The 26,385-nt window shown below is 42.6% G+C and carries 22 protein-coding genes; 14 read left to right on the top strand and 8 right to left on the bottom strand.

Annotated elements, in window-relative coordinates; translation table 11 throughout:
- Positions 1-21: 21 nt before the first annotated feature.
- Entirely contained in the window at positions 22-2,076 is a 2,055-nt protein-coding gene (locus PULV_RS18390; RefSeq protein WP_193332687.1) for a S9 family peptidase, read from the top strand.
- Positions 2,077-2,185: 109 nt separating this feature from the next.
- On the opposite strand, the gene PULV_RS18395 is transcribed toward PULV_RS18390, so the two are convergent.
- The 3 genes from PULV_RS18395 to PULV_RS18405 all read right to left on the bottom strand — a co-directional run bounded on the left by PULV_RS18395 (position 2,186) and on the right by PULV_RS18405 (position 5,713).
- Entirely contained in the window at positions 2,186-3,112 is a 927-nt protein-coding gene (locus tag PULV_RS18395; protein WP_227009455.1) for an alpha-E domain-containing protein, read from the bottom strand.
- Positions 3,109-4,563 carry a circularly permuted type 2 ATP-grasp protein gene (locus PULV_RS18400; protein WP_193332688.1) on the bottom strand — a complete coding sequence of 485 codons (1,455 nt, stop codon included), beginning with the start codon at positions 4,561-4,563 and terminating at the stop codon, positions 3,109-3,111. Before PULV_RS18400 ends, PULV_RS18395 begins: the two co-directional genes overlap by 4 nt.
- Positions 4,564-4,633: 70 nt before the next feature.
- Positions 4,634-5,713: a zinc-binding metallopeptidase family protein gene (locus PULV_RS18405; RefSeq protein WP_193332689.1), complete on the bottom strand. Its 1,080-nt coding sequence runs from the start codon at positions 5,711-5,713 to the stop codon at positions 4,634-4,636.
- Positions 5,714-5,918: 205 nt separating this feature from the next.
- On the opposite strand from PULV_RS18405, the gene PULV_RS18410 reads away from it, so the two are divergent.
- From PULV_RS18410 to PULV_RS18420, 3 genes are all read left to right on the top strand, one after another.
- A complete protein-coding gene (locus tag PULV_RS18410; RefSeq protein WP_086743320.1) occupies positions 5,919-6,317 on the top strand; it encodes a hypothetical protein in 399 nt (132 codons plus the stop codon).
- Positions 6,318-6,368: 51 nt separating this feature from the next.
- Positions 6,369-6,686: a heavy metal-binding domain-containing protein gene (locus PULV_RS18415; RefSeq protein ID WP_193332690.1), complete on the top strand. Its 318-nt coding sequence runs from the start codon at positions 6,369-6,371 to the stop codon at positions 6,684-6,686.
- Positions 6,687-6,770: 84 nt separating this feature from the next.
- Positions 6,771-7,520, top strand: a complete 750-nt coding sequence (locus PULV_RS18420) for an MBL fold metallo-hydrolase (protein ID WP_193332691.1) — start codon at positions 6,771-6,773, stop codon at positions 7,518-7,520.
- A 46-nt stretch (positions 7,521-7,566) separates the two neighbouring features.
- Here PULV_RS18420 and PULV_RS18425 read toward each other — a convergent pair whose 3' ends face one another.
- Positions 7,567-8,016 (bottom strand): GNAT family N-acetyltransferase, encoded by a 450-nt coding sequence (locus tag PULV_RS18425; protein WP_193332692.1) that lies wholly within the window; start codon positions 8,014-8,016, stop codon positions 7,567-7,569.
- Between the two features lie 416 nt (positions 8,017-8,432).
- Between PULV_RS18425 and PULV_RS18430 the strand changes: the two genes are divergently transcribed.
- From PULV_RS18430 to PULV_RS18440, 3 genes are all read left to right on the top strand, one after another.
- A complete protein-coding gene (locus PULV_RS18430; protein ID WP_193332693.1) occupies positions 8,433-8,726 on the top strand; it encodes a hypothetical protein in 294 nt (97 codons plus the stop codon).
- Between the two features lie 40 nt (positions 8,727-8,766).
- Complete coding sequence (locus tag PULV_RS18435; protein WP_227009456.1) at positions 8,767-9,198, top strand: DUF6979 family protein; 432 nt, start codon at positions 8,767-8,769, stop codon at positions 9,196-9,198.
- Between the two features lie 248 nt (positions 9,199-9,446).
- Positions 9,447-9,746: a hypothetical protein gene (locus PULV_RS18440; RefSeq protein WP_086743315.1), complete on the top strand. Its 300-nt coding sequence runs from the start codon at positions 9,447-9,449 to the stop codon at positions 9,744-9,746.
- Positions 9,747-9,869: 123 nt separating this feature from the next.
- Here PULV_RS18440 and PULV_RS18445 read toward each other — a convergent pair whose 3' ends face one another.
- From PULV_RS18445 to PULV_RS18460, 4 genes are all read right to left on the bottom strand, one after another.
- Complete coding sequence (locus tag PULV_RS18445; protein WP_193332694.1) at positions 9,870-12,008, bottom strand: TonB-dependent siderophore receptor; 2,139 nt, start codon at positions 12,006-12,008, stop codon at positions 9,870-9,872.
- Positions 12,009-12,136: 128 nt separating this feature from the next.
- The gene (locus PULV_RS18450; RefSeq protein ID WP_193332695.1) at positions 12,137-12,589 is read right to left on the bottom strand and encodes a hypothetical protein; all 453 of its coding nucleotides are present in this window, start codon (positions 12,587-12,589) and stop codon (positions 12,137-12,139) included.
- A gap of 3 nt (positions 12,590-12,592) precedes the next feature.
- Positions 12,593-13,822, bottom strand: a complete 1,230-nt coding sequence (locus tag PULV_RS18455) for an MFS transporter (protein WP_193332696.1) — start codon at positions 13,820-13,822, stop codon at positions 12,593-12,595.
- Positions 13,819-14,649, bottom strand: a complete 831-nt coding sequence (locus PULV_RS18460; protein ID WP_086743311.1) for a nicotianamine synthase family protein — start codon at positions 14,647-14,649, stop codon at positions 13,819-13,821. The genes PULV_RS18455 and PULV_RS18460 overlap by 4 nt, the downstream gene beginning before the upstream one ends.
- Positions 14,650-14,777: 128 nt before the next feature.
- Between PULV_RS18460 and PULV_RS18465 the strand changes: the two genes are divergently transcribed.
- The 7 genes from PULV_RS18465 (at position 14,778) to PULV_RS18495 (ending at position 26,376) form a co-directional block, all read left to right on the top strand.
- Complete coding sequence (locus PULV_RS18465) at positions 14,778-15,947, top strand: efflux RND transporter periplasmic adaptor subunit (protein WP_193332697.1); 1,170 nt, start codon at positions 14,778-14,780, stop codon at positions 15,945-15,947.
- The gene (locus PULV_RS18470) at positions 15,944-19,084 is read left to right on the top strand and encodes an efflux RND transporter permease subunit (protein ID WP_193332698.1); all 3,141 of its coding nucleotides are present in this window, start codon (positions 15,944-15,946) and stop codon (positions 19,082-19,084) included. Before PULV_RS18465 ends, PULV_RS18470 begins: the two co-directional genes overlap by 4 nt.
- A 262-nt stretch (positions 19,085-19,346) precedes the next feature.
- Entirely contained in the window at positions 19,347-20,096 is a 750-nt protein-coding gene (locus tag PULV_RS18475; protein WP_193332699.1) for an ABC transporter ATP-binding protein, read from the top strand.
- Positions 20,097-20,116: 20 nt separating this feature from the next.
- On the top strand, positions 20,117-22,117 hold the full coding sequence (locus PULV_RS18480) for a TonB-dependent receptor (protein ID WP_193332700.1): 2,001 nt from the start codon (positions 20,117-20,119) through the stop codon (positions 22,115-22,117).
- A gap of 12 nt (positions 22,118-22,129) precedes the next feature.
- Entirely contained in the window at positions 22,130-23,572 is a 1,443-nt protein-coding gene (locus PULV_RS18485) for an ABC transporter permease (protein WP_086743307.1), read from the top strand.
- Positions 23,565-24,920, top strand: a complete 1,356-nt coding sequence (locus tag PULV_RS18490) for a DUF3526 domain-containing protein (RefSeq protein ID WP_193332701.1) — start codon at positions 23,565-23,567, stop codon at positions 24,918-24,920. The genes PULV_RS18485 and PULV_RS18490 overlap by 8 nt, the downstream gene beginning before the upstream one ends.
- Positions 24,921-25,134: 214 nt before the next feature.
- Positions 25,135-26,376: an HlyD family secretion protein gene (locus tag PULV_RS18495; protein ID WP_193332702.1), complete on the top strand. Its 1,242-nt coding sequence runs from the start codon at positions 25,135-25,137 to the stop codon at positions 26,374-26,376.
- The last annotated feature ends 9 nt before the right edge of the window (positions 26,377-26,385 follow it).

The raw sequence follows: 26,385 nt of genomic DNA on the forward strand, positions 1-26,385 counted from the left end.
AGAAGCCCTTTAGGTATAAAAATGAAACTAATAAAATCAGCTATTGCGTTGGCTGTCGGTTTAGCCAGTGCGCAGGTCGTTGCAAATGATACGATCACCATTGAAGACATTCCAAAAATTCAATCTGTTGTTCAATCTGTAGTGAGCCCAGATGGTGAGCAGGTTGCGTTTACTCGCTCTGTACCACGAGAGTTATACGTTGATGAAAACGGCACTAATTTTACAGAATTATTTTTAGTTGATGAAGATGGCGTAGAGCGCCCTTTTATCACTGGAAAAGTCAATATTTCAAGTATTCAGTGGTCAGCAGATGGCGAGCATGTTTACTTTTTAACAAAAAAGAAAGATGACAAGTTCCGTACACTTTATCGTATTGCGGTCAGTGGTGGTGAAGCGCAAGCAGTGTTATCACTCAAAGGCACTTCAATTTCAAGCTATCAGCTCAGCCCTAACGGCGAGTCTGTGGCATTACTGGCAATGCCAGCACAAGAAAAGTCAGAAAAAGAGCTCAAAAAACTCGGTTTTATGGCTGAAGTATATGAGCTAGGTCTAAAAGATAAACAGTTATTTATTGTTGATTTAGTAGCATCTGATAAACCACTTTCACCAACCGAAATTGAGGTTGAAGGGTATGTGAGTGCGGTTAATTGGTCTGATGATGCTAAACAATTGTTAGTGAAAACTCAGCCGACAGCGTTGATTGATGATCAATACATGAAATCACAATGGCATGTGATGGATGTAGAAAGCAAAAAAATTACCACCAGTTTTAAAACCGAAGGCAAATTAGGCACCGCAGAATTCTCTCATGATGGCGAATATATTGCGATTTTAGGAGCTGAAGATAAGCATGATCCGGCCACAGGCCGTCTGTATATCGCCAATGCTAAAACCGGAAAAATCGAAGAGTGGATCCCTAACTTTATGGGCCACATTAGCGATTTTGAGTGGTTGAACCGTAAAAATGTGCTCAATTTTATTGGTAATGTCGGTGCAGAAAGCTTTGTCGCGCAAATAAAAGTCGGCTCTGCAAAATACAAAAAGTTAATTAGCGAAGGTGAGCTAATTGCTTCTAACTTATCGGTCTCTGATTCAGATAAAACCATTGCGTTAAAAGCCAATACAGCGAAGCACCCAAATGAAGTGTTTATGCTACGCGGCAAAAAATCGACCCGTCTTTCGGATTCAAACCCTTGGTTAAACGATAAGCGTTTTGCAAAACAAGAGAACATTACTTTCAAAGCCCGTGACGGTGTTGAGATTGGTGGTGTGCTTGTTTACCCATTGGATTATAAAGAAGGCACCCGTTACCCATTGATCATGAGTGTGCATGGGGGCCCTGAAAGTCATGACAAAGATGGTTGGGTGACTAATTATTCTCGCCCAGGACAAATGGGTGCAGCGCGCGGTTATGCAGTGTTTTACCCGAACTACCGTGGTTCAACGGGTAAAGGCGTTGATTATTCGAAACTGGGCCAAGGCGATTATGCCGGTAAAGAGTTTGATGATTTAGTCGACACTAAAAATCATTTAGTTGAAATGGGCCTTGTTGATACCAAGCGTGTGGGTATTACCGGTGGTTCATACGGTGGTTATGCGTCAGCTTGGGGGGCAACTAAGTTAACAGAGCATTTTGCTGCCAGCGTAATGTTTGTGGGGGTGACCAATCAATTATCGAAATTTGGTACGACCGATATTTCAAACGAAATGCATCTGGTACATGCGCGCTCATACCCGTGGGACAAATGGCAATGGTACCTAGAGCGCAGCCCAATTTACTGGGCGGGTCAATCTAAGACGCCATTACTCATCATGCACGGTAAAGACGACCCACGTGTTCACCCTGCGCAATCGATGGAACTATATCGTTATATGAAAGTACAAGGTAAAGAGGTACGTTTAGTGTATTACCCAGGCGAAGGACACGGTAATCGTAAAGTGGCAGCACAGTACGATTACAGCCTACGTTTAATGCGTTGGATGGATAACTACCTGATTGAAGGTAAAAAAGACATGCCAGCATATGAAATCGATCATGCTGCTAAGCTCAAAGCAGTCAAAGATGCTGATAAATAACGAATTAAATTCGGTTGAATAAGCCCTCTTTTGAGATAATGCAGTTCACTTAAGGTGAACTGCATTATCTACTTGGCTTTCTTTTCATCTGGCTCGGTATGGATGCTAACTAGAAATATTGACGTGATAGTGCATCATGGACTGAGTGGATCCCAAGTTGCAAGTCATCAATAAATTCATGCAATGACTCTTGTTTGAGGGTTTTCAGTTGCGCATGCGCTAACTCTTCATATAACTGCGATAGTTCATGAGTAATTTGTTCACTATTGGGTAAATCACTTAGGCAATATTCAACTTGCTTAAGTGTGTGTTTAAGAGCGCGAGGAAACTTTTCATCAAGCAATAAAAAGCTCAGCACATCTTTGCGGTTAATGCGCAAACGCATTTGTCTGCGATACATTTGATAGCCCGTGAGAGATTTCAATACACTCATCCATTGAATCGTTTCAAAGGGCGCGATGTCTTGATCTACATTGGGTAATAAAGTTGCCGTTCGGACATCAATGATCCGCGTGGTCATATCTGCGCGTTCTATGTTCCGTCCCATTCGTAGAAAGTCATACCCTTCATCATGAGTCATTGAACCTGCTAGTGTACCTGTAATGGCCTGGTTTGATTGAATTATTTTGTTTAGATTATCGTATCTATGCCTGTTGTTTTTTGGTTGAGATAGCTGTTCTTTGGCAACCAAATACAGGCTATTTATTTGCTCCCAAACTTCGCGGGGAATAATTTCGCGTATAGTACGAGCGTTTTCTCTGGCGGCCATCAATGAACTCAAAATCGAACTCGGGTTATTAGGCTCAGCCATCAAGAAATAGCTGACATTGAGCTCATTAACCTCTGTGTACATGGCTTTAAACGAATCAGAAGTTGAAGTGATTTCCAGTAACGGCTGCCACCCCAGTTTGATATATTTGGGTAAATCAAGAAGTAAGTTAGTGTTTACATTAATGATACGGGCTGTATTTTCAGCACGTTCAAGGTAACGGCCTAACCAATAAATATTACTAGCAACACGTGAGAGCATACTCATACCGACTCCATATCCACAATCCAAGTATCTTTACTACCTCCACCTTGTGATGAATTAACCACGGTTGAGCCTTTTATTAATGCAACCCGAGTCAAGCCTCCAGTTGTCACGGTAATATCTTTAGCGCTGAGAATAAAAGGGCGTAAATCAAGGTGGCGAGGCTCAACTTTTTGATCAACAAAGGTTGGGGCGGTCGATAAAATTAACATAGGCTGCGCGATATAATTCCGTGGGTCGGCTTGCACGAGTTTACGAAATTCAGCATGCTCTTTTGCTGTGGCATGAGGGCCAATTAACATTCCATAACCGCCAGATTCGTTTGCAGGTTTGACTACTAATTTTTCAATATTATTGATGACATAATCCAAGTCATCCGGGTTAATGCATTTATAGGTAGGGACGTTTGGTAAAATAGCTTTTTCACCAAGATAATACTCTATAATTTCAGGTACAAACGAATACACTACTTTATCATCTGCCACACCACATCCAGGGGCATTCGCTAAAGCCACATTGCCTGCTTGCCAAGCGCGCATCAGTCCAGGGACACCCAAAGTCGAGTCAGGCAAAAAAACCTCAGGGTCTAAATATAAATCATCAATGCGTCGGTAAATGACGTCAACCCTTGATAAACCTTCGATGGTTCGCATATAGACACAGTTATCGTCTTGAACAACTAAATCATCACCGACTACGAGTTCAGCGCCCATTTGTTGGGCTAAATACGCGTGCTCAAAATAAGCCGAGTTATAAATACCAGGGGTGAGTACCACGATTTCTGGTTCAGGGATATCACGCGGAGAAAGTGCGGCTAACATATCGTAAAGCTGTGAGGGGTAGTCATCTACCGGTAAAATATTATACTTTTCGAACATGTCAGGGAAAACACGCTTCATTACTTGCCGATTTTCAAGCATGTACGACACACCTGATGGGACACGTAAATTGTCTTCTAAGACATAAAATGTGCCGTCATTGTCTCGGACTAAATCGGAGCCGCAAATATGAGCCCAAATCCCTAAAGGTGGCGAAAAACCTTTACATTTAGGTAAGAAATTTTTGGATTTTTCAAGTAAATGGCTAGGAAAAATGCCATCTTTAATTATTTTTTGCTCGTTGTAGAGATCGTCAATAAATAAATTGAGCGCTTTGACGCGTTGCTTAAGGCCCAACTCAATAGTCTGCCATTGTTTTTTTTCAATTAAACGGGGAATAATATCAAAGGGCCAGGCTCTATCAATTGAGCCTTCTTCATCATTGTAAACGCGAAAAGTAATGCCCATTGTTTGTATCGCCAAATCAGAGGCCGCTTTAAACTCTTTAATATCGGCATCCGATAATAGAGATAAATAATCGGACAAATGTTGGGCGACAGGACGAGATTCATTGGGGGCTGAGATGAGCTCATCATAAAAATTTTCAACTTCATAATGGCTCCAATTAATGGTCATTAGTTACTCCTTGTTTAAATTAACCCTTATTAAAAGTAGATTAAAATTATTTAAAATCAATTATTTGATTCTATTTTGCATGTTTTATTATTTCATGAACAAAACGTAACTTGTTAAGCGCCGAAATAGAAATAACAAATGGGTAAGCTTCATCATGGCCCATACTTCGGTTAATTGCATTGAGAGTGCGCGTTAACTTGCACCAGTCATCAAAGAGTTGGGTGAAACTAATAGCCGTGTAAGCATCATCGACAATGGTACATTTTTGTAAGGGGTTTTTAATGTTTTGCTGAGCGATGCACATCTGAAAGTCATTTGCGGTTTCGAGGGTATCAACCATGTTTAAATAGTGGGCCCATGTCTCCGCCCAGTCTTCCCAAGGGTGCATACTAGCATAGGCACTAATCCAAACATTTTGCCATTGATCGGATGGTCCATTCTGATAATAACTATTAAGTGATTCGGTATAACACAGTCGCTCGTCGCCAAACAGTGCTCGGAATTCTTCGAGTTTTGGGGAGTTTTGAATAAGTCGATCCCAATAATAATGACCCGACTCGTGACGAAAGTGACCGATGAGAGTGCGATATTGTTCATTCATTTTTTCGCGCATTTCGACGCGGGAGCTATCTTGCGCTTCATTAAGGTTAAGAGTGATTAAACCTGCAGCATGACCTGTCACAACAAAATCTTTTATAGTGAGTTCGTTACCATACTCATCTTGTATCTGATCTTCTAAAAATGAAAATCCTAACCCTGTGTGTGGATCCTCAGCTCTGCTTGTAATCGGTAAGTTAAGTTTCAATAGCGTAAATAATAAGCGTCGTTTTGCAACTTCCATGTTGTACCATAATTTAATGTTACCCAGCTTTTGTAAGTTTGGGATTTCGACGTTCAAGCGACAAGAAAGGCAGTAATCATTCGGATCCTCTTCATTGACGAGCCAGTTACATACATCGTGTTGCCAATAATTCTTACATTGTCGATAACGTTGCTTGCTATTTGCGACAGTAAATAGTCCGTTTTTTTCAGGGGTAATTGCTTTGAGTTGCAACTCATCAGGCACAAACCCAAGTGCTGACGAACACTTTACACATTGCGTATTTATAAAATGAAGGGTATTACCACATTGGCAACTGAACGTTTTCATTTGAGGCTCCTCATATAAAACGATGTTAAAGCACTGCTAAATGAGTGCGGCAACTCTTGCACATTCATATCATTATAGTGCTTGGGTAGATAGCTTTATCGCTAAGTTTTGTCATTCAACTCGTGATAAGCGGCATTGAATTGTTGGGTGATGGCATGTACTGTCTGCGTTAGGACTATTTTGATAAAGTTATTAAGGAAGAACGATGATTAAGCAATTCATTTTTATAGGGGTGTTCATCTCTTTTTCGACGCTTGCTGGTGAGAATGATGTCTTAAAAGTTGAGCGTGTGGTCACTGAAGATCTAAAGATCGCTTTTCCAAACGAGAAAAATACCCGCGCGCAAGCGAGTGATTTCGAAATTAAAAATTATGTCATGATGAGTAACGAAAAAGGCGAGCGTTGGGCGGTTTTGACCTTAACAAATGAATCAACGGGCACACGTACACTCGAACAGTACCACTTATTAGCGACATTCGCTGATGGTGAACGGCGCAGCCCCAATGAGTTTAAGCTTAATTTTCAAGGCAGAGAGACTCAATCAGTCACGGTTAATTTTGGGGAGAACAAATTTCCTATTTTAACAATTCAAACAGAGCAGTAATACATTCACAGCAAACGTGCGATACACAGTGTTTATCACGAGGAGCAAACTATGATTTATACGACGACAGAGACGGTACCAGGGCGCGAGATCACGCAAATATTAGGTGTGGTCACTGGTAATGTGGTGCAAGCAAAACACATAGGTCGGGATATTATGGCGGGTTTAAAAAGCATTGTTGGTGGTGAAATTCGCGGTTATACCGAAATGCTGACTGAAGCGCGAAATATTGCTGTTGAGCGTTTAGTGCAAAATGCTCATGAAAAAGGCGCAGATGCGGTGGTGGGGATTCGTTTTACTACCAGTGCGATTATGGATGGTTCATCTGAAATTATGGTGTTTGGCACTGCTGTAAGGCTCGCGCCTTAAACACACTATGTGCGAAAAGAGACTTTTTTGCACTTACTGGTCTAATCAGTTATAAAGGGAAGCGGAAAACGGAGCGCTTCCTATATGAAAATACATACCATAGATGGGTTTATTCAATCGATTTACTTGGTTGAATACCCTGATAAATTAATGCTTTTAGATGGTTGTAGTCGTGTCGATCATGATATCGTAATCGACTACATCGAGCATACCCTCAAACGTAGCCGTTTCGACTTAGCGCTGATTTTGGTCACCCATATGCATCCTGATCATGCCGGTGGAGCTTATTTATTAGCAAAAAATTGCAGCGCAAAAATTGCCACCAGTAATGCACCTGGCCAATGGTACAGCGGCTTTGACGGCATGTTGATGCATTGGACTGATATGCTGTTGGCCGCGTATGTTGGCACTCGCAAAGGCAAGCGCTGGCAACTTCGTTACTACCCGCGTTATTTAAAGGCTGATCACTATTTGGCTGATGGCATGGCTGTGCCTGATTTTGCTGAGTGGCAAATTATGCATACTCCTGGGCACACAGATCGTGATATTGCCGTGTTTCATTTGCCCTCACAACGAATTTATGTGGCGGATTTAATGGTAAAAGTAAAAGGTAAATTGATTGCCCCATTTCCGCTTTTTTATCCAAAACGTTACTGCCATTCTTTATTGGCGATAAAATTACTTGCCCCTCGTTCGGTGCTGCTTGCCCATGAGGGTGAAATTCCATTTTCTGAGATTGATTTTGATGGCCTCATCGACAGTGCCCCCAAAGTTCCTGTCACTCATTGGCGCTCGATTAAGCATAAAGTCAAACACGTTATGGGTTTGCGTTGATTGAATCGATGCGCTCTTCAGTGATCCCCATCATGCACTTGAGCGATCATAGCTCTGGCCGATATTGCCATAACATCTCAAATTCATGCTCTGTTTCGCCCACTTTTTCAAAACCAAGATGTGAATATAAACGTTGCGCGGGGTTGGATTTAAATACTGTTAAATATACATCGGCGTGATCTGCTGTGGCTTGTTCAAGTAATTGACTGACTAATGTGCGGCCAATGGAGCGGTTTTGAAAATCAGGGTGTACTTGAACTTGCACCAAAAACCACTGGTTTTTCTCTGGCAAAAAGCAGGTTTTAAATAGCCCCGCGGCTTGGTTATCGACCATGATGATTTGTGCGCAATCAAAACGGTAGTTTACCCGATCAAGGTAGTCTTCTTCACTGGTTGGCAGGCCCATCGCTGCGATGTGCGGCCCCATGGTGAGTCCTCGCAATTGCAGTAAAAATGCCGTATCAGCGGGGGTTGCTTGTCTAAGCGTTATGTTCATTTTTGCCTCTGTTTGGGGGAATGATTATCTTGTTTTTCATCATATGGCTTTATACAACTTTACACTAAACCTTAACCTAGTCGTTTTAAAAGCGAGAATCACTTTCACATGGTTTGCCATCATGAACGCCACCCATAAAACAAGTCAACGGAGCAACTCTAAGCAAGCTGTCAGTGTTTGGTTTTAAAGTTTAGTCTGTTTAAACGTTGCCCCAGTTTATAAAATGTTTACTAACATTATCAGCACCGTATTGTCCGAATATAACAGAAAGTATTAGTAAAACAGACAATTAGTTATTTACTCGAAATAGAATAGATGTGAATATTGTAGGTACGCTTTTACGCCATTTAGGGGCGTAAGCTCACCCCTTTATCGGATATAAGCAAATAGCTATGTGTTATTTAATGGAGTTATAAATGATTCACGAAAAAGATATCGATCTTTATTTGAAGGCAAAACGGCAATTAAAAATAAGAAGAAATATTTTAATTATGTGTATTTTGATGTTAATTATTTGGATAGCCCTTAGGTTATTTGGCATCAATAACACAACTTTAGATATTGTCGCCGTTAGTATTTTCATGGGTGGGTTAGTTAACGCTGACGGCGGTTCATTTGTTCCTAAGTCTAAATTGCTAGAAATAATCGAGCGGCAAATAAATAGTGACCCAGAAGCGATAAAGTATGTCGGTAGCAAAACCCTACAATAATTTAATTAAAAAATTATAAAACAGTGAGTTGTGATTGTTTTTGCTAATTTTAGTTGCTACCTTGCGATGGTTAGGTAAGCGTGCGAGGGAATTATTAATAATGAGCAAATATGCTGATATAGCAACTTTAGCAGTAGAGCTAGTACAGTTCAGAAAAGTTCGTAGCCCAGTCGAAGCTTGGCAAGAAAGCGCTTTTAAGTTTTACCCGAATAGTGAGTCAGCAAGAAACAAAGGGTGTCCTATATCAGCTTTTTTAGGGCTCTGCGAAGAAGGTAAAGTAAAAGGTATTGCAGCGGGGTCTTACACAAACTCAAAAGATAATAAAAAATATGCGCTAGAAGCATTGGAGTTAATTAAAGCCAATCCTCAGCTAAGTGAAACAGAGTTATGGAAGAGTATTTCAAGCAAAGCATATAATCAGCAAATGCATGTTGTATTGGCACTTTATAAAAAGGGTTGGCTCAATTTTTAAATTTTTGCTGTGTAACACGACTCTGTAACACACATCAGTCTTAATTTTCATCAGTAGCCATTACTCATCTTGTTGGCCGCATAAGCGGTCAAATTTAAATCATTTAACACTCTTGTCTATTTGAAATAGTCGGGGGCATGACGACTAAACAATTGAATCAAAATAGGCACTCAGTTACCGTTTGTTAGTTAATAAATAAATTTTAAACGAGTCATTTTATAGGCTCGTGATGTATAAAGGATTATCACATGTCTCAAGTAGTCAATAAAAAACAAGTTCATTGGCCAAGTTTGTTCTGGTTTATTATTGCAATAACTAGTTTTATTTCAGGAATTTATCAATCAATACCATCTAGTGTTTTATTCGGTATTGCTTTTGGTTGTATGGGTTATGCGAGTATCCGCTTTCTTCCATCAAACTTTTTTACCCAAAAAGTGTCTTTTGCTGCGCCAGCTGAAAAACAGCACCGTAAACTAGACTTAATTGTCCAAATTATTGGTTTTGTATTTATTGTAGCTGGACTCGTAGTCCAATATTTTTATACCTAACAAGTGACGACTCTCAGGGGCATAAAAAAGCGGTGTCTGCGGGTGTTGTTTGTCTAAGCATAAAAAAGCTATCTGAGTGTGAAAAGTTGACTGCTACAGGTGATGTAGCAGTCAAAAAAGCAGTTAGAATGTATAGCTCAGGGTGATATCAACTGAGCGAGGTTCGCCTGGTTGCACCCAGATTTGAGTGTATGAGTTGGGGAAGTATGTACGGTCAAATAAATTATGAACCTGTAGTTTTACTTCAAATTGCTGCGTGACATCATATTTAGCAAACATATTGGCCACTGTGTAGGCTGGTAAGTAAAAATCAGAACCGCGTTGGCCTAAACGTTCATCGACATAATTCGCGCCAACACCAACGGTGAGTGGGCGCTCAAACACGGGTAGTTGTTTGCTAATTTGTACGCTTGCGCTGTTTTGTGGGATATTGAGTAGTTCATCGCCTTTTTTTAATGCTACCCCAAGGCCGGTATCTCTTGCGTCTTTATCTACTTGAGCCTCAATGTATGCATACGAGAACCACAGATCAAGGCCTCCCGGTAATTGCCCTGTTATATCAAGCTCAACCCCTGTGCTACTGGCTTGACCTATTGCAGTATGGAACCCAGGGTTTGCGGCATCAGCGACAATAATATTTTTTTGCGTACTATCAAAATACGCAACCGTCACACCTAGGTTGTTATCGAGTAAATTAAATTTAGTGCCGATTTCTCCTGAAGTGGTTTCATTCGGTTTAAAACCTTGGCCAGTTGCATCCGTACCAAAATTTAAGCGATACCCTTCGCCGTAGCTTGAGTATAAAGACCAACTATCACTTAATTGATAGACCACACCTGCTTGTGGACTAAAATGGGATTCCGATTGTTCTGCTGAGACGTTTCGAATCTGATCATCGAGGGTTTGTTTCAAACGGTCAATACGCCCGCCGACACGAACATGCAAATTATCCGTTAAATGCATCTGATCTTGCAGGTATAAGCCAGTCGCAATTTGTTTTTGCACTCGAACAATGGCTGGAACCGGAGTCGGTAATGCATGTTGGCCATAAACAGGTTGGTAAATATCAATCGCGTGCAACATTTCATTACTTGGATTAGTCGACAACGCAGGCGCGCGATAGACACGGTAATCGCGATCATAATCAAATAAATCGTAATCAATCCCGACGATTAACTCGTGCGCAATGGTACCAGTATCAAATTTCCCAGCTAGTTCAGAGCGAATGACAAACTGATCGGTGTCGTAATCACGTTGACGTCTTTGACGAGTGAGCGTACGGCCATTGTAGTAGAGTTTTTGTCGCGAAGGTGAGACCTCTGCATCACTTGATGTACCGGTTAACTGTGTTGAGCGATAGCTTAAGCCTGAATTGACTGCCCAATCATTAGAAAGCTCATATTGCCATTGCAATTGATGACCCAGCACTTCGGTTGTCGTCGGGCCATCGCCAGGTTCACCCAAAAAGCGCTCAATGGGCATCATATCAAAATCGCCGCCCAGGGCGAGAATTCCGCGGTCGAATGGAATTTCTTGCCGGGCTGCTTCTAATTCATATTGCCATACCGAACGCGTGCTTTGCTCAAATAATACCGAGGCCATGACGCCTTTTTTGTTGATGTCGATGGTATCGCGAAAGCTATCGCCCGTTTCGTAAAAACCAATCACACGTGCAGCTGTTTGTTCCGTTAAGCCACCGCTGAAGTCTGCCTCGAAACGGCGTTTATCGCGGCTACCCAATTCAAGGGCTATGCTACCTTGCTGCTCAAAGGTAGGTTGTTTGGTAATTAAGTTAATTGTGCCACCAGGCTCACCTCGGCCATAGAGTGCTGCTTTTGGCCCTTTTAGTACTTCAACACGTTCAATGCCCGACAAATCTCTTGGCCCTGAAAACCCCCGACCAGCATTAAAACCGTTAACTAAATAGCCGCTCGGGACATTTTCATCACCAAAAAAACCGCGTATCGCAAAGCTATCCCATAATCCGCCTAAACTGTTTTGGCGAGAGACGGAGGCCGATAAGTCAAGTGCTTGGGTTAAGCCAGTGACACCTGTATTAGCAATCAGCTGTTGGTTTATTTCTGATACGGCTTCAGGTGTTTTTAATGCGTCAAAATTACCGCGATAAGCTTGGCGCTTTGCCGTTACTTCAATTGTTTCGATTGATGGATCATTTTGAGCATAGCTGCCAGTTGAACATAAACTCAGTGCAACTGCGAGGTGAATAGTGCAAAGTTGAAATGAGCGAAGAGAGACGTGCATTGTAATTCCTTTAACAATATGAGGTTTTATTTTGGGTTTGTTATATCATAACACTTTGTTTGACTGTAATGTAAAGTGCTTATTGATAGGTTAGTTATTGAAATAACTAAAAATAGTGAGTTGGTTGCTCATTTCAACGGCACCATAAAACTCGCGCGGCCAATAAAAGCACCGGATTCAACGATTATTTTGGCATTTTTGTAATAGACTAAATCGTCTGATAATTTCTTTTTACACTGTTTAGGAAAGTAGCCTTCAAAACTGACTTGCTCGGTTTTATTGATGGTGCGTTTAAACTTAAGATCAATATCTCTTAAATAGACTTCACCCGCTTTTGTCGCCAATTGATTATCCCAACAGCCGTAAATGATCCCTAGTTGTGAAATCCAAATCATCGCGCTTTGTGCGCTAAAGTGGAACTCTCCATCGCCAGGCATTTGAAAATGTTTTACATCGATTAGACCTTTTATATAGCCCGATTCGAGTTGGACTGATGAAAACTCCATGACTTCTTGTTTCCAGCCTGTTTGTAAATAATCAGACATCAGTGCCTGTTGCTGCTGTGTATTTAATTGTTGCATCCGTTATCCTTTTAAATGTTGAGGGGAGGGAGTCTTTTCTGTGCTCATTGTTAAATATAAAAATGCCAGCGCGCTGGTTGAGCCTATCGCCGCAAATAAATACCAAGTTAAGCCCGGAATTGTTTGCTCTAAATCTAAGGTATAACCAGCTAAAACACTGCCAATGATTAATCCAACACCAGCAAACAAATAGAAAAAACCATAGTGGGTTGAGACTGTTCCTGATGGGGCCGAGTTGGCAATGTATTTCATAATAAGTGGCAAACTCATCGCCGTAGCGACACTAAAAAATAACGCTAGTAGCCCCAATTGAATTAGTAGCTGCCACTGATTCTGCGCTTCAAATAACATCACTAAAAAGCCAATGCCCATTAACGCAAGGCCTGTACAAATAAACATCGGATCGTTATTAATGCGTTCACTAAGCGCCGTAATGGGCAGCTGTACAATGATTGAAATCAGTGCGCACGCACACAGTAACCACGTAATGCTGTGCAGCGGCATGGCGAACTGCCCCAAAAAAATAGGCATAGCAAACGATATTTGGTTTATCAGCATAAAGTAGCCCATCATCACGGCGCAAAGCTGTAAAAAGGGTCGATTGCTTAAAACGGTTTGAATTAAATTGTGGGTTGAAAGCTCACTGCTTTTGGGGGCTTTTTTGGGAGCGTGTAAACCAAACATAAACACAACGGCAAAACAGAAAAAAGGTAATGCAGCAACACTGCACAGCAATGCAAAGCTCATTGAAATCAGTGCCAAGCCACACACAGGGCCAAGTAGCTCACCGGCATTTCTTGCCATGCCGACTAGTGCAAACATCTGGGCTTTACTGATGCCGCTGGCATTGGAAAAATAAGCTTGCGCGGCGGGTGTAAACAGTGCTCCTGCAAAGCCAGTTAAAAAGGCTGCTAAAAATAACACCTCAACCTGCTCAGCCCATAAAAACAATAAAAAGCCCACTGCACGTAACAGGCAGCCTGCAATGATTAATGGTTTAACGCCGAATTTATCAGCGAGCACGCCTCCGGCTAAAAACAAGCCTTGTTGGCAAAACGATCGCACTCCCATGACAACACCTATTAGTGTGGCGCTGAGCGCTAAGTGTTGAGCTAAATAATGACTGAGCAGCGGGATGAGCATGTAAAAACCTAAGTTAAATACAAAGGCAGCAAACAGCATCAATTTGTACTCAAAGGTTAAGCCTCGAAATGGTGCGAACATTTTCATCATTGCTCTGCAAGCGGCTTTTGCGCAATCAAAATAGAATGGAAGTTATCGCTATAGGTTTGAATCTTTAACTTAGGAATAAAGGGGGTTAGATCGCTAAATGTAATGCTTGGGTAAAGTAACTGACGTAAATTAAATGCGGTTCTGACGACAACAAAGCTGCCAGGACGCATATGGGTAAATAAATGCCCGAGTATCTGTTTTTTCACATCACTTGATCCTGCTAATGCAGCCAGCCACACCACATCAAACTGATCAAAGTCTTCAAACTGACAAATATCAGCACACTTAAATGACTGCTTTTGCGAAGGATAAACCTGCTGTTGCACTTGCTGCCCCACAGACAATGCATCGGAATCGATATCGAGATTGCTGACCGTCATGCCTTGCAAGCCAAGCAGCAAAGAGGTGATAGGCAACGGCCCACTGCCCGCCATTAAAACAGTTAAATTTTGTTTACCTGATAGCGCATAAATCGCATTTGATTCTAACCCCACTGCTCGCTGGTAATGGTTAAACCACGGATAATCGGAGGTTAACGTTGCTAGAGGATCGGCAGATTGCAGTAACGTTTGTGCCCAATAATGCTCATAACGCCCCGACACCGATGCAAAGAGTGAGGTGATGTCACGTTTAATGTTACTTAGACAAGGCTCAGCCAACACTTGGTTGGCAAATGTTTCATCTTGTTGGTTCGATAATAAGTCCATAAAACGGGTGTACAGCGCCATGTTTGGAGCGGTAAAAGAATCATGGCTGATGTTTTTAATTGACTGAAATACATCACAAATTTGTGAGGCATATTGAGTGGGAGAGAATACAGGAATCATATATACCTAATTTAGGAAAAATTGTTACACTTTACATTTTGAAAATGTTATAACATAACGAAATTAGGCGGTGCAAGTGTTTTGTTTTTTATTTGGGTACTTTGTAATGTTAACAGGAAGTAATATGTATGCTCGACAGGTTTGATGGCATCAAAGGGCGATGGTTTTTAACCCTCGCAATAGTTGGTTTAATGGTATTGGCGGGCTATTTTATCGTCCCTTCCGCCAAGGAGAAACATGGGAAAAGTAGTGATTTAATCAAGCCTTTACCTCTGATTAGCGTGACATCGGTGACGCCAACAGCCATGAATACGCAGCTGGAATTATCGGGCATTGTAAAGCCAATTGAAAACACCGATATCGCCTTTCAAGTGGCGGGTAAAGTGGCCTATTTACATCCTAGCTTTGTTGAAGGCGGCATAGTGCAAAAAGGCACAGTGCTGATCACATTGGACCCATTTGATTTAACGGCCGCAGTGACCCTTGCTAAGGCGAAAGTGGCCAAAGCAAACGCCGAATTAGAAGAAGAAAAAGCCAAAGCAAGTGTCGCCAAAGCAACACTCGCTTTGGCTAATACACCCTCAAGCAATCCACTTGCTAAGCGAGAGCCACAAGTGAATAGCGCGAACGCCTCGTTATTAGCCGCACAGACACAACTGCGCATTGCCCAAGAAAATCTTGCTCGAAGCCAATATCGCGCTCCATATGATGCACTGATTCAGCAGCGTAAAGTAGGTCTTGGGCAAGTGATTCATCAAGGGCAAACTCTTGGCCGTTTAGCTAACGTTGCTAAAGCTGATGTGCACGTTGCCATTGCTGATCATCAATTATCTTTGTTGCCAGAGTTACCAATCAGTAATGTCATCATTGATCATCATCAGGTTGTGCATACTGGGCGCTTAACACGCAGTATTGGGACACGTTCAACCGCGACGCGCAATGCCACGTTTATTGTAGAAATTACGGATCCATATGGATTACGCAAGCAAGGAAAACGCATTGAATTTGGTGAGTTTGTACACGTATCCGTGCCGACAAAGAACTTTAAAAACGCAGCTTTAATTGCACACCACATGGTGACAGAGGGGCGTATTTGGACCTTATCGGAGCAAAATACCTTGCGCTCGATGCCGGTTGAGATTGTGGGCAACCAAAAGCATGAGGTCATTATTGAGTTGCCGAGCCACCATCCAATTTTATTAGTCGATAAACGCCCAGAAATAGTGAGAGAAAACATGGCGGTCAATGTGGTTCAGTCGTCACTTGCACTCTCGCCTTTTGAAGGCCATTCATTATGAAGACAGTGCCTGAGCAAAAACGCCCTTATCAAAACAGTGTCATTACATTTTTTTGCCACCGTCCTTTAATTGCTAACTTATTGATGATTTTTATTATTGTGATGGGGTTGTTGAGCTTTAATAGTATTCAACGGCAAATGTTCCCAATTGCTAAAAGCCCTGAGATCCACATTCAGGTTAAGTACTTTGGTGCATCAGCCAAAGAACTCGAAGAGCAAGTCGTTAAAAAAATTGAATTTGCATTGAATAGTCAAACGGGTATTAAACGCATAGAAAGCGTGGTCAAACAACATAGTGCCAGGATAATAATTGCGTTAAATGCAGATGAATCGAGCGAGGAAAAACTTAATGAAATCAAATATAAACTCGATGCCATCGCTGATTTACCCAACGCCATGGAGCCGATTATTTTACAAAACAAACCTCAGTTACAAAATGCAGTGAGTTTAGTCCTCACTGGGCCTGATGATAAGCTTGCGTTAAAACGGTTTGGCGAACACATTAAAAGCGAGTTATTAGCGCGAGATGTGATCAGTCATGTACAGGCGACAAACTTGCCCGATGTTGAGTTTTCTATCGAAGTATCGCGTCATGCATTGCAACGTTATGGTGTGTCACTCGAAGATATCGCAACACTCATTCGTCAGCAATCGCAAAATATCAGTGCCGGTCAAATCGCCACCGACAATGGCAGAATTAATCTGCAAGTACCGGCTCGAAAAGACACCATTGCCAGCTTAAACTCTTTGCCTTTATTGACCACAGAGCAAGGTGAATTACTGACTCTGGGTAGTATTGCCAATGTCAAACAAGCGCTTACAGAGCAGCTACATCTCGCACAGCTAAACGGAAAAAATGCATTTTATATGCGTATTTTAGCCGATGAGTCGCAATCTATTACCGCTGTAGCGCAAAGTGTGAAAGCTTATTTAGACTATAAAACGCCTCTGTTGCCTGCCGGGTATTCGCTCTATCAATTAGTCGATACCACGTATTATTTAGAAGGGCGACTGAATATGATGCTCAGCAATTTAGCCCAAGGTGCTTTGCTGGTCTTTATCGTATTAAGTGTGTTTTTACGAGTACGTTTAGCGATGTGGGTTATGCTGGGTTTGCCAGTGAGCTTTTTAGGAGCGATTTGGTTAATGCCCTTTATTGGGGTCACACTCAATGTGGTCTCACTGTTTGCCTTTATTATGGTGTTAGGCATCGTTGTTGATGATGCAATAGTGATCAGTGAAAGTGCCGCCAATGAAGCTGCAAACAAAGGCCATAACGTTGAAAATATCATCATAGGGGCTAGTAAAGTGGTGGCTCCAGCCACATTTGGCGTGCTGACGACTATGGCTGTGTTTATGCCATTTATGTTTAGTACTGGCCCAAATTCCGGGCAGTTTATGGCGATTGCGGGCGTTGCACTGCTGTGTTTGTTGTTTAGTTTACTTGAATCTAAAATGATTTTACCCGCCCATCTTGCTCATAGCCCAATCAAACCTCTGCCTTCAACTCACTGGCGGACACGATTTGACGCTGCCTTTGCTTGTTGGTTAGCTGAGCGCTTTTTACCCCAGCTCAAACAGGTTATACATTTTAGGTATCCAGTTTTAATGCTGTTTATTGGCTTTTTAGTTGGGGCAGTTTTATTGGTTAAAACGGGTGTCATTGGTTTTACTGCGGTGCCCAAAGTGCCCCATGACTTCCCATCAATTCATATTCAAATGGATAACAATGCCTCTCATCAACAAACGATACAGGCGGTGAAACAGATTGAACAAATGGTGCTGCACGTTGAGCAACAAACCCAGCAAAGCACCGGTAAAAAGCTGGTAAAAGACACCTATATTTGGCTCGACAATGACACTGAAGGGGAGGTGCTGGCGCCGCTGGTTGATGAACAAAGTCGGCCATTTGATGCATTTGAATTGGCCCGGCGTTGGCAGGCCGCTATGCCGACGCTCCTTGGAGTGAAAGCCATCACCATTGAATCTGATGTGATTGATATTAATCAAAAACCTGAACTGAGTTATCAGTTATACAGCGATAATTTAAACTCATTAACGGCCGCTACTCATGACTTGAGTTCCGTATTGGCCGAGCATGAAGCCATTGCGCAACTTATATCCAACCTCAATACCAATCAACAAGAATGGCAAATCGAACTCACACCCAAAGGCATTCATCTCGGGTTGAGTTCCAGTGACGTTGCAAAGCAGGTCTTTGCTTATTTTTATGGAATAGAAGTGCAAAGAGTGGTCACGCAGCAACAAACGGTACGATTTATGGTTCGCGCGCCAATGAATGAGCGTCAATCTCTCTCATCATTGGATGCGTTGCCGATTCGTATTAATCAACATTCTCAAGTGTTGTTTTCAGATATCGCAACGCTCACTACGACTAACAGCAGCCATGAAATCCATACCGAACAAGGCAAGCGCACTTTTACTGTTGCGGCGTTTATTGTGCCCAGTCAAAAAGCGCAAGCGATGGCCATTCGTGCCGCGATTGATACACAAATATTACCCACCATTAAGGCGCGCTATCCAGATGTGGCGTTTGATTTAGGTGCGCACTTAAAAGAGCAACAACAAGAGCAAAGCCAAGTCACTGTATTTGCAATTATCGCGTTATTAACTGTGTATACTTTACTCGCCATTGCGCTTAAAAGTTACCGCCAACCGGTACTGGTCATTCTTGTCATCCCGTTTGCGACAGCGGGGGCTGTGTATGGCCATTTATTGTTAGGTTATCCATTAAGCATGATGTCGATTTTTGGCATGATTGCCGCCGCAGGTGTAGTGATTAACGATGCATTGGTATTAATCAGTCGTGTCAATCAGTTACGTGATGTTATGCCGCTAAATGAAGCAATTTACCAAGGAACGACAGCGCGATTTAAGGCCATTTTAATCACTTCTCTGACCACTTTTATCGGTTTATTACCTTTGATGTTTGAAAGCAGTTTGCAAGCGCAGTTTGTCATCCCGATGGCGGTTTCCCTTAGTTTTGCGATATTGTTTTCGATGTTTATATCATTGATTTTATTGCCTTGTTTACTCTTTATTGCGTATGAGTGGAAGGCTATGCTCAGATCATTGGTCAATGTCTTAACTTTAACGCGCTTAAAAGCTTCCCCTTAAAAAATAGCGCAGGCTTAGATATACATAATTAACGAACTCACACTTAAGAACATTGATGCAGGTTAGTGCGATTTTAGCCTAATAAACGTCCATTTATTTTATGTGGCGTATGTGTTTGCAGCAGGGTATCGCTCAGATGAACCGCTGCGAGGTGTTTTTTCACGCGACTTCCACAAAACTCCTTAATTGTTATAGTATCACATTAAGTTATGTTATATTGTATTGATATTGTCATTGAGGAATAAAATGGAGGTGTGTTTTTATGATTGAAATGAATAACGTAAGCAAATCGTTTGGTGCTCATAAAGCGCTAGATGCATTGAGCTTAACAGTGCCAAGTGGTCAGGTGACGTGTTTACTTGGTGCTAATGGGGCGGGTAAAAGTACCACCTTAAATTTACTGCTTAATTTTATCGAACCAGATAGCGGCGAGATCATTATTGATGGGCTGAATGTACAAGAGGAGCCTGAGCGAAGTAAACAAGCGCTGTTTTATCTACCAGAGCAAGTCAATTTATATGAAGAGTTTAATGCGCTAGAAAACCTGAGTTATTTAGCCAAGCTCAGTGGCGATGCCGTTACAGAGCAAACAATTCGCGACGCCCTCAATGAAACGGGTTTACAGCAAAGCGCGTGGCTTGAACCATTAAGCAGTTATTCAAAAGGCATGCGCCAAAAGGTCGGTATTGCCTTTGCTATTGTCCGTGGTGCAAAAGTCCTGCTGCTCGATGAACCGACTTCTGGGCTTGATCCTAGTGCGACACTTGAATTTATTCGTATTATCGAAACATTAGCCGCCCGCGGAGCCGCCATTTTAATGGTGACTCATGATCTTTATTGCGCCCATTGCTTATCAGATCAGATTGGCATTATGAAACAAGGCCAGCTCAAAGCGCTGCTTGTGAACCAAAATCTCAGCCTTGAGAACCTCGAAGCCCATTATCACCAACACATCAATGATCACGTCACTGCAACAGCAGACTCAGTATCACTTGCTCCGCAACTCGTTTAATTTAGGAAATTATCAGTAGTATGTTTATGTTTTCGCTCAATCCCCTTCGTCTGGCCGTATTAAGTGCGTGTGTCATGAGTTCTGTCGTTGTTGCAGATGAACAACAAAGTCAAGATTCCACTTTATTTATTGGTGATGTGATTGAAGTAACGGCAGCTAAAAATAGCGCCGCAGAAGCCCAGCTTGTCGGCTCTGTCGATATTTTAGGCCGTGATCAAATTAAAAACGAGCATGTTGATGTCACCATGGATTTGCTAAAAAAAATCCCCGGAGTGTACTTTTCGCGCTTTAACCAAGGCATTATTTCGACCGATATAGCCATTCGTGGTTTTAATGCTGAGGGGTCAATGCCTCATACCAAATTACTTATTGATGGCGTGCCGAGTAATTTGCATGTTGGTTTGAGTGAAATGGATGCGTTGTTTCCAATGGAACTAGATTGGGTTGAAGTCGTGAAAGGCAACCACGATGCACGTTATGGCCTGCACAACTTAGCGGGCAATATCAATATGCATAGCCGTCGTGATGAGGCAAAAGAAGTGGAAGTGTTGTTTGGCAGTTTTGATACGGTTGAAGCGCAAGGTTATTTTGGTGATGTGGATGATAACTTTTCACAGCACTATTTTGTCGGTGCGCGCACCACCAGTGGCTATCGTGATCATGGTGATTTAGACAAGCATACTTTTTCGGGTAAATGGTTTTATCAACCCAGTACTCAGACAGACATTGGTGTGATTGCGCGTTACTTTGACTATGAAGCCGATGCGCCGGGTTATTTAACTGAGCAAGAAGCTCAGCGCAATCCGCGTCAATCGGCCAGTTATGCTCAAGATGACTCCGGCGATAAACAAACCCGTCATGTCAGTGTGCACCTCGATCGCAGTGTGAACCAAGCGTTGGCTCTGAGTGTTAAGAGTTATTGGCAGCAATACGATCGTCATCGTTTTGTTCGTTATACCGCAGGCTCATCTCAACAAGAGCGGCTTGAAAAAGATCAGCAGTTTGGTGTGATAGCCACTATGAGTTATGTGCTGAGCCCTGATTGGTTATTGACCGCTGGCCTTGATTATCAAGGACAAGACAATAGCAACGAGCGCTTTGTCACCGAAGGCCAAAATCGATTAAAACAAAGCCGTTATTGGGATTTTGATTACAACAATTACGGTGGATTCACCCAAGCACAATACCGCGGCGATAAATTACTGATCAGCGGCGGGTTGCGCGTTGATGGTTTTGATGGCGATTTTACCAATCAATTATCTGGGCAACAAAAGCGCATTAACGATCCAGGACTCACCGTTCAGCCTAAATTCAATGTGCTGTATGAGCTGCAAGAGACACTCAATGTGTTTGCCAACTATGGTGTCAGCTTTCAGGCACCCACCGGCAGCGATGCGTATTTAGGTGACAATAACAACGACTACGATTTTTCTAAAAATTACGGCTACGAAGCGGGTATCAAATGGCAGCCTTTGGATTGGCTCGACACCCGTTTGTCTATTTGGCAACAAGAGGCCAAAGATGAGCTAACCCAAAAAACCGATGGCTCTGGCGATTTTGAGAACCTAGGCAGCACAAAACGTGATGGCTGGGATGCGGGTTTTAGCGCTTACATTAATCAACAATGGTCAGGGTTTGGTGCATATACTCGTCAAGAGGCTAAGCTCGTCGAGCCGGGTGAGTCGCAAGTAGCCAGTAAAGGCAATTGGTTGCGTGGTGTGCCTGAATACACTGCCACGTTGGGGGTGATTTATCAGCCGATAGATGTGCTTAAAGTGTCGGTATTTGGGCATTTCCAAGGTGATTATTATGTCAGTAATGTGCTTCAGACTAAGCGTTACGGAGATTACAGCATTATTGATTTGGCGTTCGATTATGACTTGGGCTGGGGTAATGCTGGCCTTCGCATTAACAATGTATTCGATAGTTATCACGAATATGTTTATTTAGTTGGCAGCGAAACCATTCATTCACCTAGCAGTGGCCGAGCAGTCAACTTGAGTGTGTCTTATCGTTTTTAAAAGGGATTCGTTATGATTAATTCAGTGAGCTTTAATGTCTGCCAGCATGAGCTGCGGTTAAAGCTAAAAAACAATAGCCTCTGGCTGTTGTTTGCGCTCATGCAACTGTTGCTCGCCGTGGCGCTGTGGACGAGCTGGCAGCAGTATCAACACAGTCAGCAATTGCAGCATACCTCGCAAGCGATGGTCGAAGAACAATGGAATGCCCAACCCGATCGTCACCCGCATCGGGTGGCGCATTTTGGTCATTTTGCATTTCGCCCGCCCAGTGCGTTGAGTTACTTTGATGTTGGCGTGAACAGTTGGGTTGGCCACAGTGTGTTTTTAGAAGCCCATAAACAAAATAGTGCTAATTTTGCCAGTGACAGTCACGGTAGTACGCTGCTGCGGTTTTCTGAACTGAGCGTGGCTAATTTATTGCTATTGGTTTGGCCTTTGTTGCTGATTGTAATGGCGTTTTCTTCCATTAGTGGCGAGCGTCAGGCTGGTACTCTCAAACAGCTGATATCGATTGGCGTGCAGTTTAAGCATATTCTTATCGGCAAAGGCTTTGCGTATTGGCTGTTATCAATGGGGTTTTTAGTGCCGGTGTTTGTTGCCACCATTTTGGTCGCACTCGCTGGCGATACCGCCTTTACTAGCGATGTGCTAACTCGTATAGCCTTATTGTTTATGAGTTATGCATTGTACTGCCTGTTTTGGGTGGTGTTAATTTTAGTTTGCTCGTGTTTAACCAGTGCACCAAAACAAAGCTTAAATGTGCTGATCACCATTTGGTTTGTATTGACCATTTTAACCCCTCGGGCGGTGGCCGATATTGCCGAGCACCTCTATCCCCATAAAAATGCCAATGACTTAGCGCTAGCGGTTAAGTTAGATGTGCGCAAAGTGGGCAATAGCCATAACCCAGATGATCCGCATTTTAATTCGTTCAAACAATCGGTTTTGGCACAATATGGTGTGAGCGATGTGGCAGACTTACCTATCAATTACCGTGGTTTGGTGATGCAAGAAGGGGAGCGGATCACCGCTGAAATCTATCAGCGTCATGCCGACACACAACTGGCCCAATTTGCCGCTCAACAGGCGTTTGTAGCACGGTTTTATTGGTTGAATCCGTATTTAGCCATTCGCGATTTTTCAATGGCCGTCAGCGCCAGCGATCAGCGACACTTTTTTGATTTCGAACGTCAAGCTGAGCAGCATCGGTACGAGCGCACGCAGCAGTTAAATAAGTTACATACCGAAGAAGTGCATTTTCATAATGATCGTGATCAGCGGGTATCGGCCAGTTTTTGGCAGCAGTTTTCAGCATTTGAATACACAAACCCAACGTTAGGGTGGTCTTTACAGGGATTATGGCTTGCTGTGTTAGCCCCTTTGTTATCGCTGATTGTGCTCATTTTTGTGCTGGCTCGTGGCCCATTACAACGTAAGGCGGTGGTGTATGCTTAAGTTTGAACTAAAACGATTATTTCAGGGAGCTGCAACCAAAATAAGTTTATTGGTTTTTATTCTCAGTGGTTTATTGGCCATTTATTTAGGTGCAAACAGTTATAAATCGTTACGCATTGATCAGGTGAAATCGAGTATTGTGTTTGAAAAAGAGCGCGAATACATCAAAAGCAAAGAGTCCATTCCTGAAATGGGATCGCTGGCTTATTATGCTTATGCGCCAACGGCTTGGCAGTTGTCGCCTTGGGCAGCATTATTTAATGGTCAAAGCCAAAATAATTTAGTGGCAATGAAAATCAATGCGCTGGCGCTACAAGGGCAAATTCACAATAAAGAGGCCATTAATCCAGCCAAACATCGTGCTGGCGGCTTTGATTTAGGCTTTGTCCTGGCTTATATGTTGCCAGTGCTCATTGGTGTGCTCAGTGTGAATTTACTCAGTGAAGAGCGTCAATCTGGACGCTGGCGAATGCTCAGTGCTTTTGCCAATCATACCGCTAAAAAATTGATCTTTAGGGCGATTTTATGGCGTTACATCTTGATCGTCTTGATGATAAGTGTGCTGTTTTTAGTCAGCGCGGTGTTGTTAAGCTTACCGTTAGATGGGCTGTTTTTTACTTTATATGGCCTCAGTTGTGCCTATGCCTTGCTGTGGTTTTTAATTGCCACAGTGATCATGAGTTTTAATCAGTCGTCACTGTTTAATAGTTTAGCGTTTATTAGCACCTGGTTGCTGTTTGCTGTGTTGGTTCCGGGTTTTATTCATCTGACGCTCAATAATCAGTTTGATAACACTGCGCCACTCAAAGCGGCGACATCGCAACGCTTAATTTTAAACGATGGTTGGGATCAAGATAAGCAAGCTGCACTGGCCGAATTTACTCAGCAGTACCCTGAATATGCAGATAAAACTGAGTATGAAGGGCGCTTTCATTGGAAGTGGTATTACGCTATGCATCAATTGAGTGATTTATCGGTACAAGATCAGTGGCAAGCGCATTTAGTGCAACAACAGCAAAGCCAACGTTGGTTAACGCAATTAAGCTTTTTGTCACCGACTTTGTTTTTTCAAAACCAGTTAAATCAACAAGCCGGTACAGATAATCAAGCTTATTGGCATTATTTAACCCAAGTGAGCGCTTATCATCAGCAGATAAGGGAGTTTATTTACCCGTATTTATTCAATGATACGCCAGTCACGCATGCTGATGTGGATGCCTTTCCTGAGTTTACTTATACTGATGAGTTAAACGAGCAGGGAGCCCCTTCTGGCTGGTTAATCTTGTTATTTATTATCGCGTTAGGGCTAGTGAGCCAAATACGATTTAAACAACATCAGTTTGTTTAGATTTGTTTAATGCTTGTAATCATTACTAAAGCACTCAAGCCAGTCAGATTAATGACTGGCTTTTTTTGTGATTTCGATAATTGCTTTGTCGAAATCATAAATTAAATTCGGAATATTGCGTTTGAAATAAATTAAAAACCATATAAAACAGGTGTTTAACTATTGGCATAACCTTTGATTGATAACATAGAGTCAATACAAAAAGAGATGCCCAATGGATATTTTAATAAACACTAAAAAGCGTCCTTCTTACTTTCTTATCGCAGGGAGTGTCACTGTGCTGATCATCGCTATCGTGTGGCTGATATTACAGCCCTCAGCACAACAACGAATTACTTTAGATGATTTATGGTCTGGCGAAGTCCAGCAAGGGGATTTACAGCTGCAGGTATCAGGGTATGGGCGGTTGAAATCTCGCTCTCCGCGTTTGTTAACCGCACACAGTAATGCCACCGTAGAAGAAGTGCTGTTAAAACCGGGAGCGCTCGTTGAACCTGATAGTGTTATTTTACGTTTGTCTGATCCACAAGTGAGCCAAGCTTTGTATGCAGCAGAGCAAGCGCTGACACAACGCACCAATCAATATCGCCAACTCGAAATAAATCAACAGCGAGAGTTGTTGGCGCAGCAAGCCGAACTGGAAATTCTTCGCTCAGCTCTTGAAAGTGCACAATTACAAGTCAATGCACAAAACCAACTGATTGCCAAAGGGATTGTTTCTAATATTGATTATCAGCGCTCAGTGTTGGAGTTGAGGCAACTGACTCGCCGCTTAGACATTGAGCAGCAACGCATTACACAATTGCGCCAACTGCACTTAGCTAATTTAGCCATTGCGCAATCAAACATAGATGCGCAAACCACCGCACTTGCACATGCCAAACACAGGTTCGACACATTAACGGTTACCGCGGGGATCACCGGTGTGGTGCAATCACTTGCTGTCGAGCTTGGTCAAAGCGTGAGTTTTGGCCAGCAATTAGCACTCGTTGGCAGTACGACCGATTTATACGCGTTGCTCAGTGTGCCGCAAGCCACCATGCAGCAAGTTGCACTGTCGCAATCTGTGCAAATCAATACCCGTAGTGGGTTTATTGCCGGCAAAGTGAGCCGAATTGATCCGATGATCAATAACGGCAGCGTGCAAGTGGAAGTCGTATTAAATGGAGCGCTCACCAACAATGCACGACCAGAACTCAATATTGAGGGAGTGATCAACACAGGGATCCGCCGCAATGTCTTGTATATCGACAAACCGATTAACGCGAGCCCTTTTAGCGACGCCACTGTCTTTCAACTTAACCAAGCACGGGATCGTGCCACTGCCAAACAATTACAGTTTGGTCATCAAACCAATGACAAAATCGAAATTGTTGCTGGTGCCAAGCTTGCCGAGCAGTTTATCCTATCGGATATGTCCCGCTGGCAAGCTTTTACAACACTGAATGTTATTTAACTCGCTGGA

It is taken from the genome of Pseudoalteromonas ulvae UL12 (genome assembly GCF_014925405.1).
In the GTDB taxonomy this organism is placed as follows: Bacteria; Pseudomonadota; Gammaproteobacteria; order Enterobacterales; family Alteromonadaceae; genus Pseudoalteromonas; species Pseudoalteromonas ulvae.

What these genes read in the sequence shown, in the direction of transcription:
- PULV_RS18400 (WP_193332688.1), bottom strand. Translation starts at nt 4,563, where the DNA reads ATGACCATTAATTGGAGCCATTATGAAGTTGAAAATTTTTATGATGAG.
- PULV_RS18450 (WP_193332695.1), bottom strand. Translation starts at nt 12,589, where the DNA reads ATGCAACAATTAAATACACAGCAGCAACAGGCACTGATGTCTGATTAT.
- PULV_RS18490 (WP_193332701.1), top strand. Translation starts at nt 23,565, where the DNA reads ATGCTTAAGTTTGAACTAAAACGATTATTTCAGGGAGCTGCAACCAAA.
- PULV_RS18440 (WP_086743315.1), top strand. Translation starts at nt 9,447, where the DNA reads ATGTCTCAAGTAGTCAATAAAAAACAAGTTCATTGGCCAAGTTTGTTC.
- PULV_RS18465 (WP_193332697.1), top strand. Translation starts at nt 14,778, where the DNA reads ATGCTCGACAGGTTTGATGGCATCAAAGGGCGATGGTTTTTAACCCTC.
- PULV_RS18495 (WP_193332702.1), top strand. Translation starts at nt 25,135, where the DNA reads ATGGATATTTTAATAAACACTAAAAAGCGTCCTTCTTACTTTCTTATC.
- PULV_RS18460 (WP_086743311.1), bottom strand. Translation starts at nt 14,649, where the DNA reads ATGATTCCTGTATTCTCTCCCACTCAATATGCCTCACAAATTTGTGAT.
- PULV_RS18410 (WP_086743320.1), top strand. Translation starts at nt 5,919, where the DNA reads ATGATTAAGCAATTCATTTTTATAGGGGTGTTCATCTCTTTTTCGACG.
- PULV_RS18445 (WP_193332694.1), bottom strand. Translation starts at nt 12,008, where the DNA reads ATGCACGTCTCTCTTCGCTCATTTCAACTTTGCACTATTCACCTCGCA.
- PULV_RS18405 (WP_193332689.1), bottom strand. Translation starts at nt 5,713, where the DNA reads ATGAAAACGTTCAGTTGCCAATGTGGTAATACCCTTCATTTTATAAAT.
- PULV_RS18390 (WP_193332687.1), top strand. Translation starts at nt 22, where the DNA reads ATGAAACTAATAAAATCAGCTATTGCGTTGGCTGTCGGTTTAGCCAGT.
- PULV_RS18455 (WP_193332696.1), bottom strand. Translation starts at nt 13,822, where the DNA reads ATGATGAAAATGTTCGCACCATTTCGAGGCTTAACCTTTGAGTACAAA.
- PULV_RS18470 (WP_193332698.1), top strand. Translation starts at nt 15,944, where the DNA reads ATGAAGACAGTGCCTGAGCAAAAACGCCCTTATCAAAACAGTGTCATT.
- PULV_RS18480 (WP_193332700.1), top strand. Translation starts at nt 20,117, where the DNA reads ATGTTTATGTTTTCGCTCAATCCCCTTCGTCTGGCCGTATTAAGTGCG.
- PULV_RS18485 (WP_086743307.1), top strand. Translation starts at nt 22,130, where the DNA reads ATGATTAATTCAGTGAGCTTTAATGTCTGCCAGCATGAGCTGCGGTTA.
- PULV_RS18395 (WP_227009455.1), bottom strand. Translation starts at nt 3,112, where the DNA reads ATGAGTATGCTCTCACGTGTTGCTAGTAATATTTATTGGTTAGGCCGT.
- PULV_RS18430 (WP_193332693.1), top strand. Translation starts at nt 8,433, where the DNA reads ATGATTCACGAAAAAGATATCGATCTTTATTTGAAGGCAAAACGGCAA.
- PULV_RS18420 (WP_193332691.1), top strand. Translation starts at nt 6,771, where the DNA reads ATGAAAATACATACCATAGATGGGTTTATTCAATCGATTTACTTGGTT.
- PULV_RS18475 (WP_193332699.1), top strand. Translation starts at nt 19,347, where the DNA reads ATGATTGAAATGAATAACGTAAGCAAATCGTTTGGTGCTCATAAAGCG.
- PULV_RS18415 (WP_193332690.1), top strand. Translation starts at nt 6,369, where the DNA reads ATGATTTATACGACGACAGAGACGGTACCAGGGCGCGAGATCACGCAA.
- PULV_RS18425 (WP_193332692.1), bottom strand. Translation starts at nt 8,016, where the DNA reads ATGAACATAACGCTTAGACAAGCAACCCCCGCTGATACGGCATTTTTA.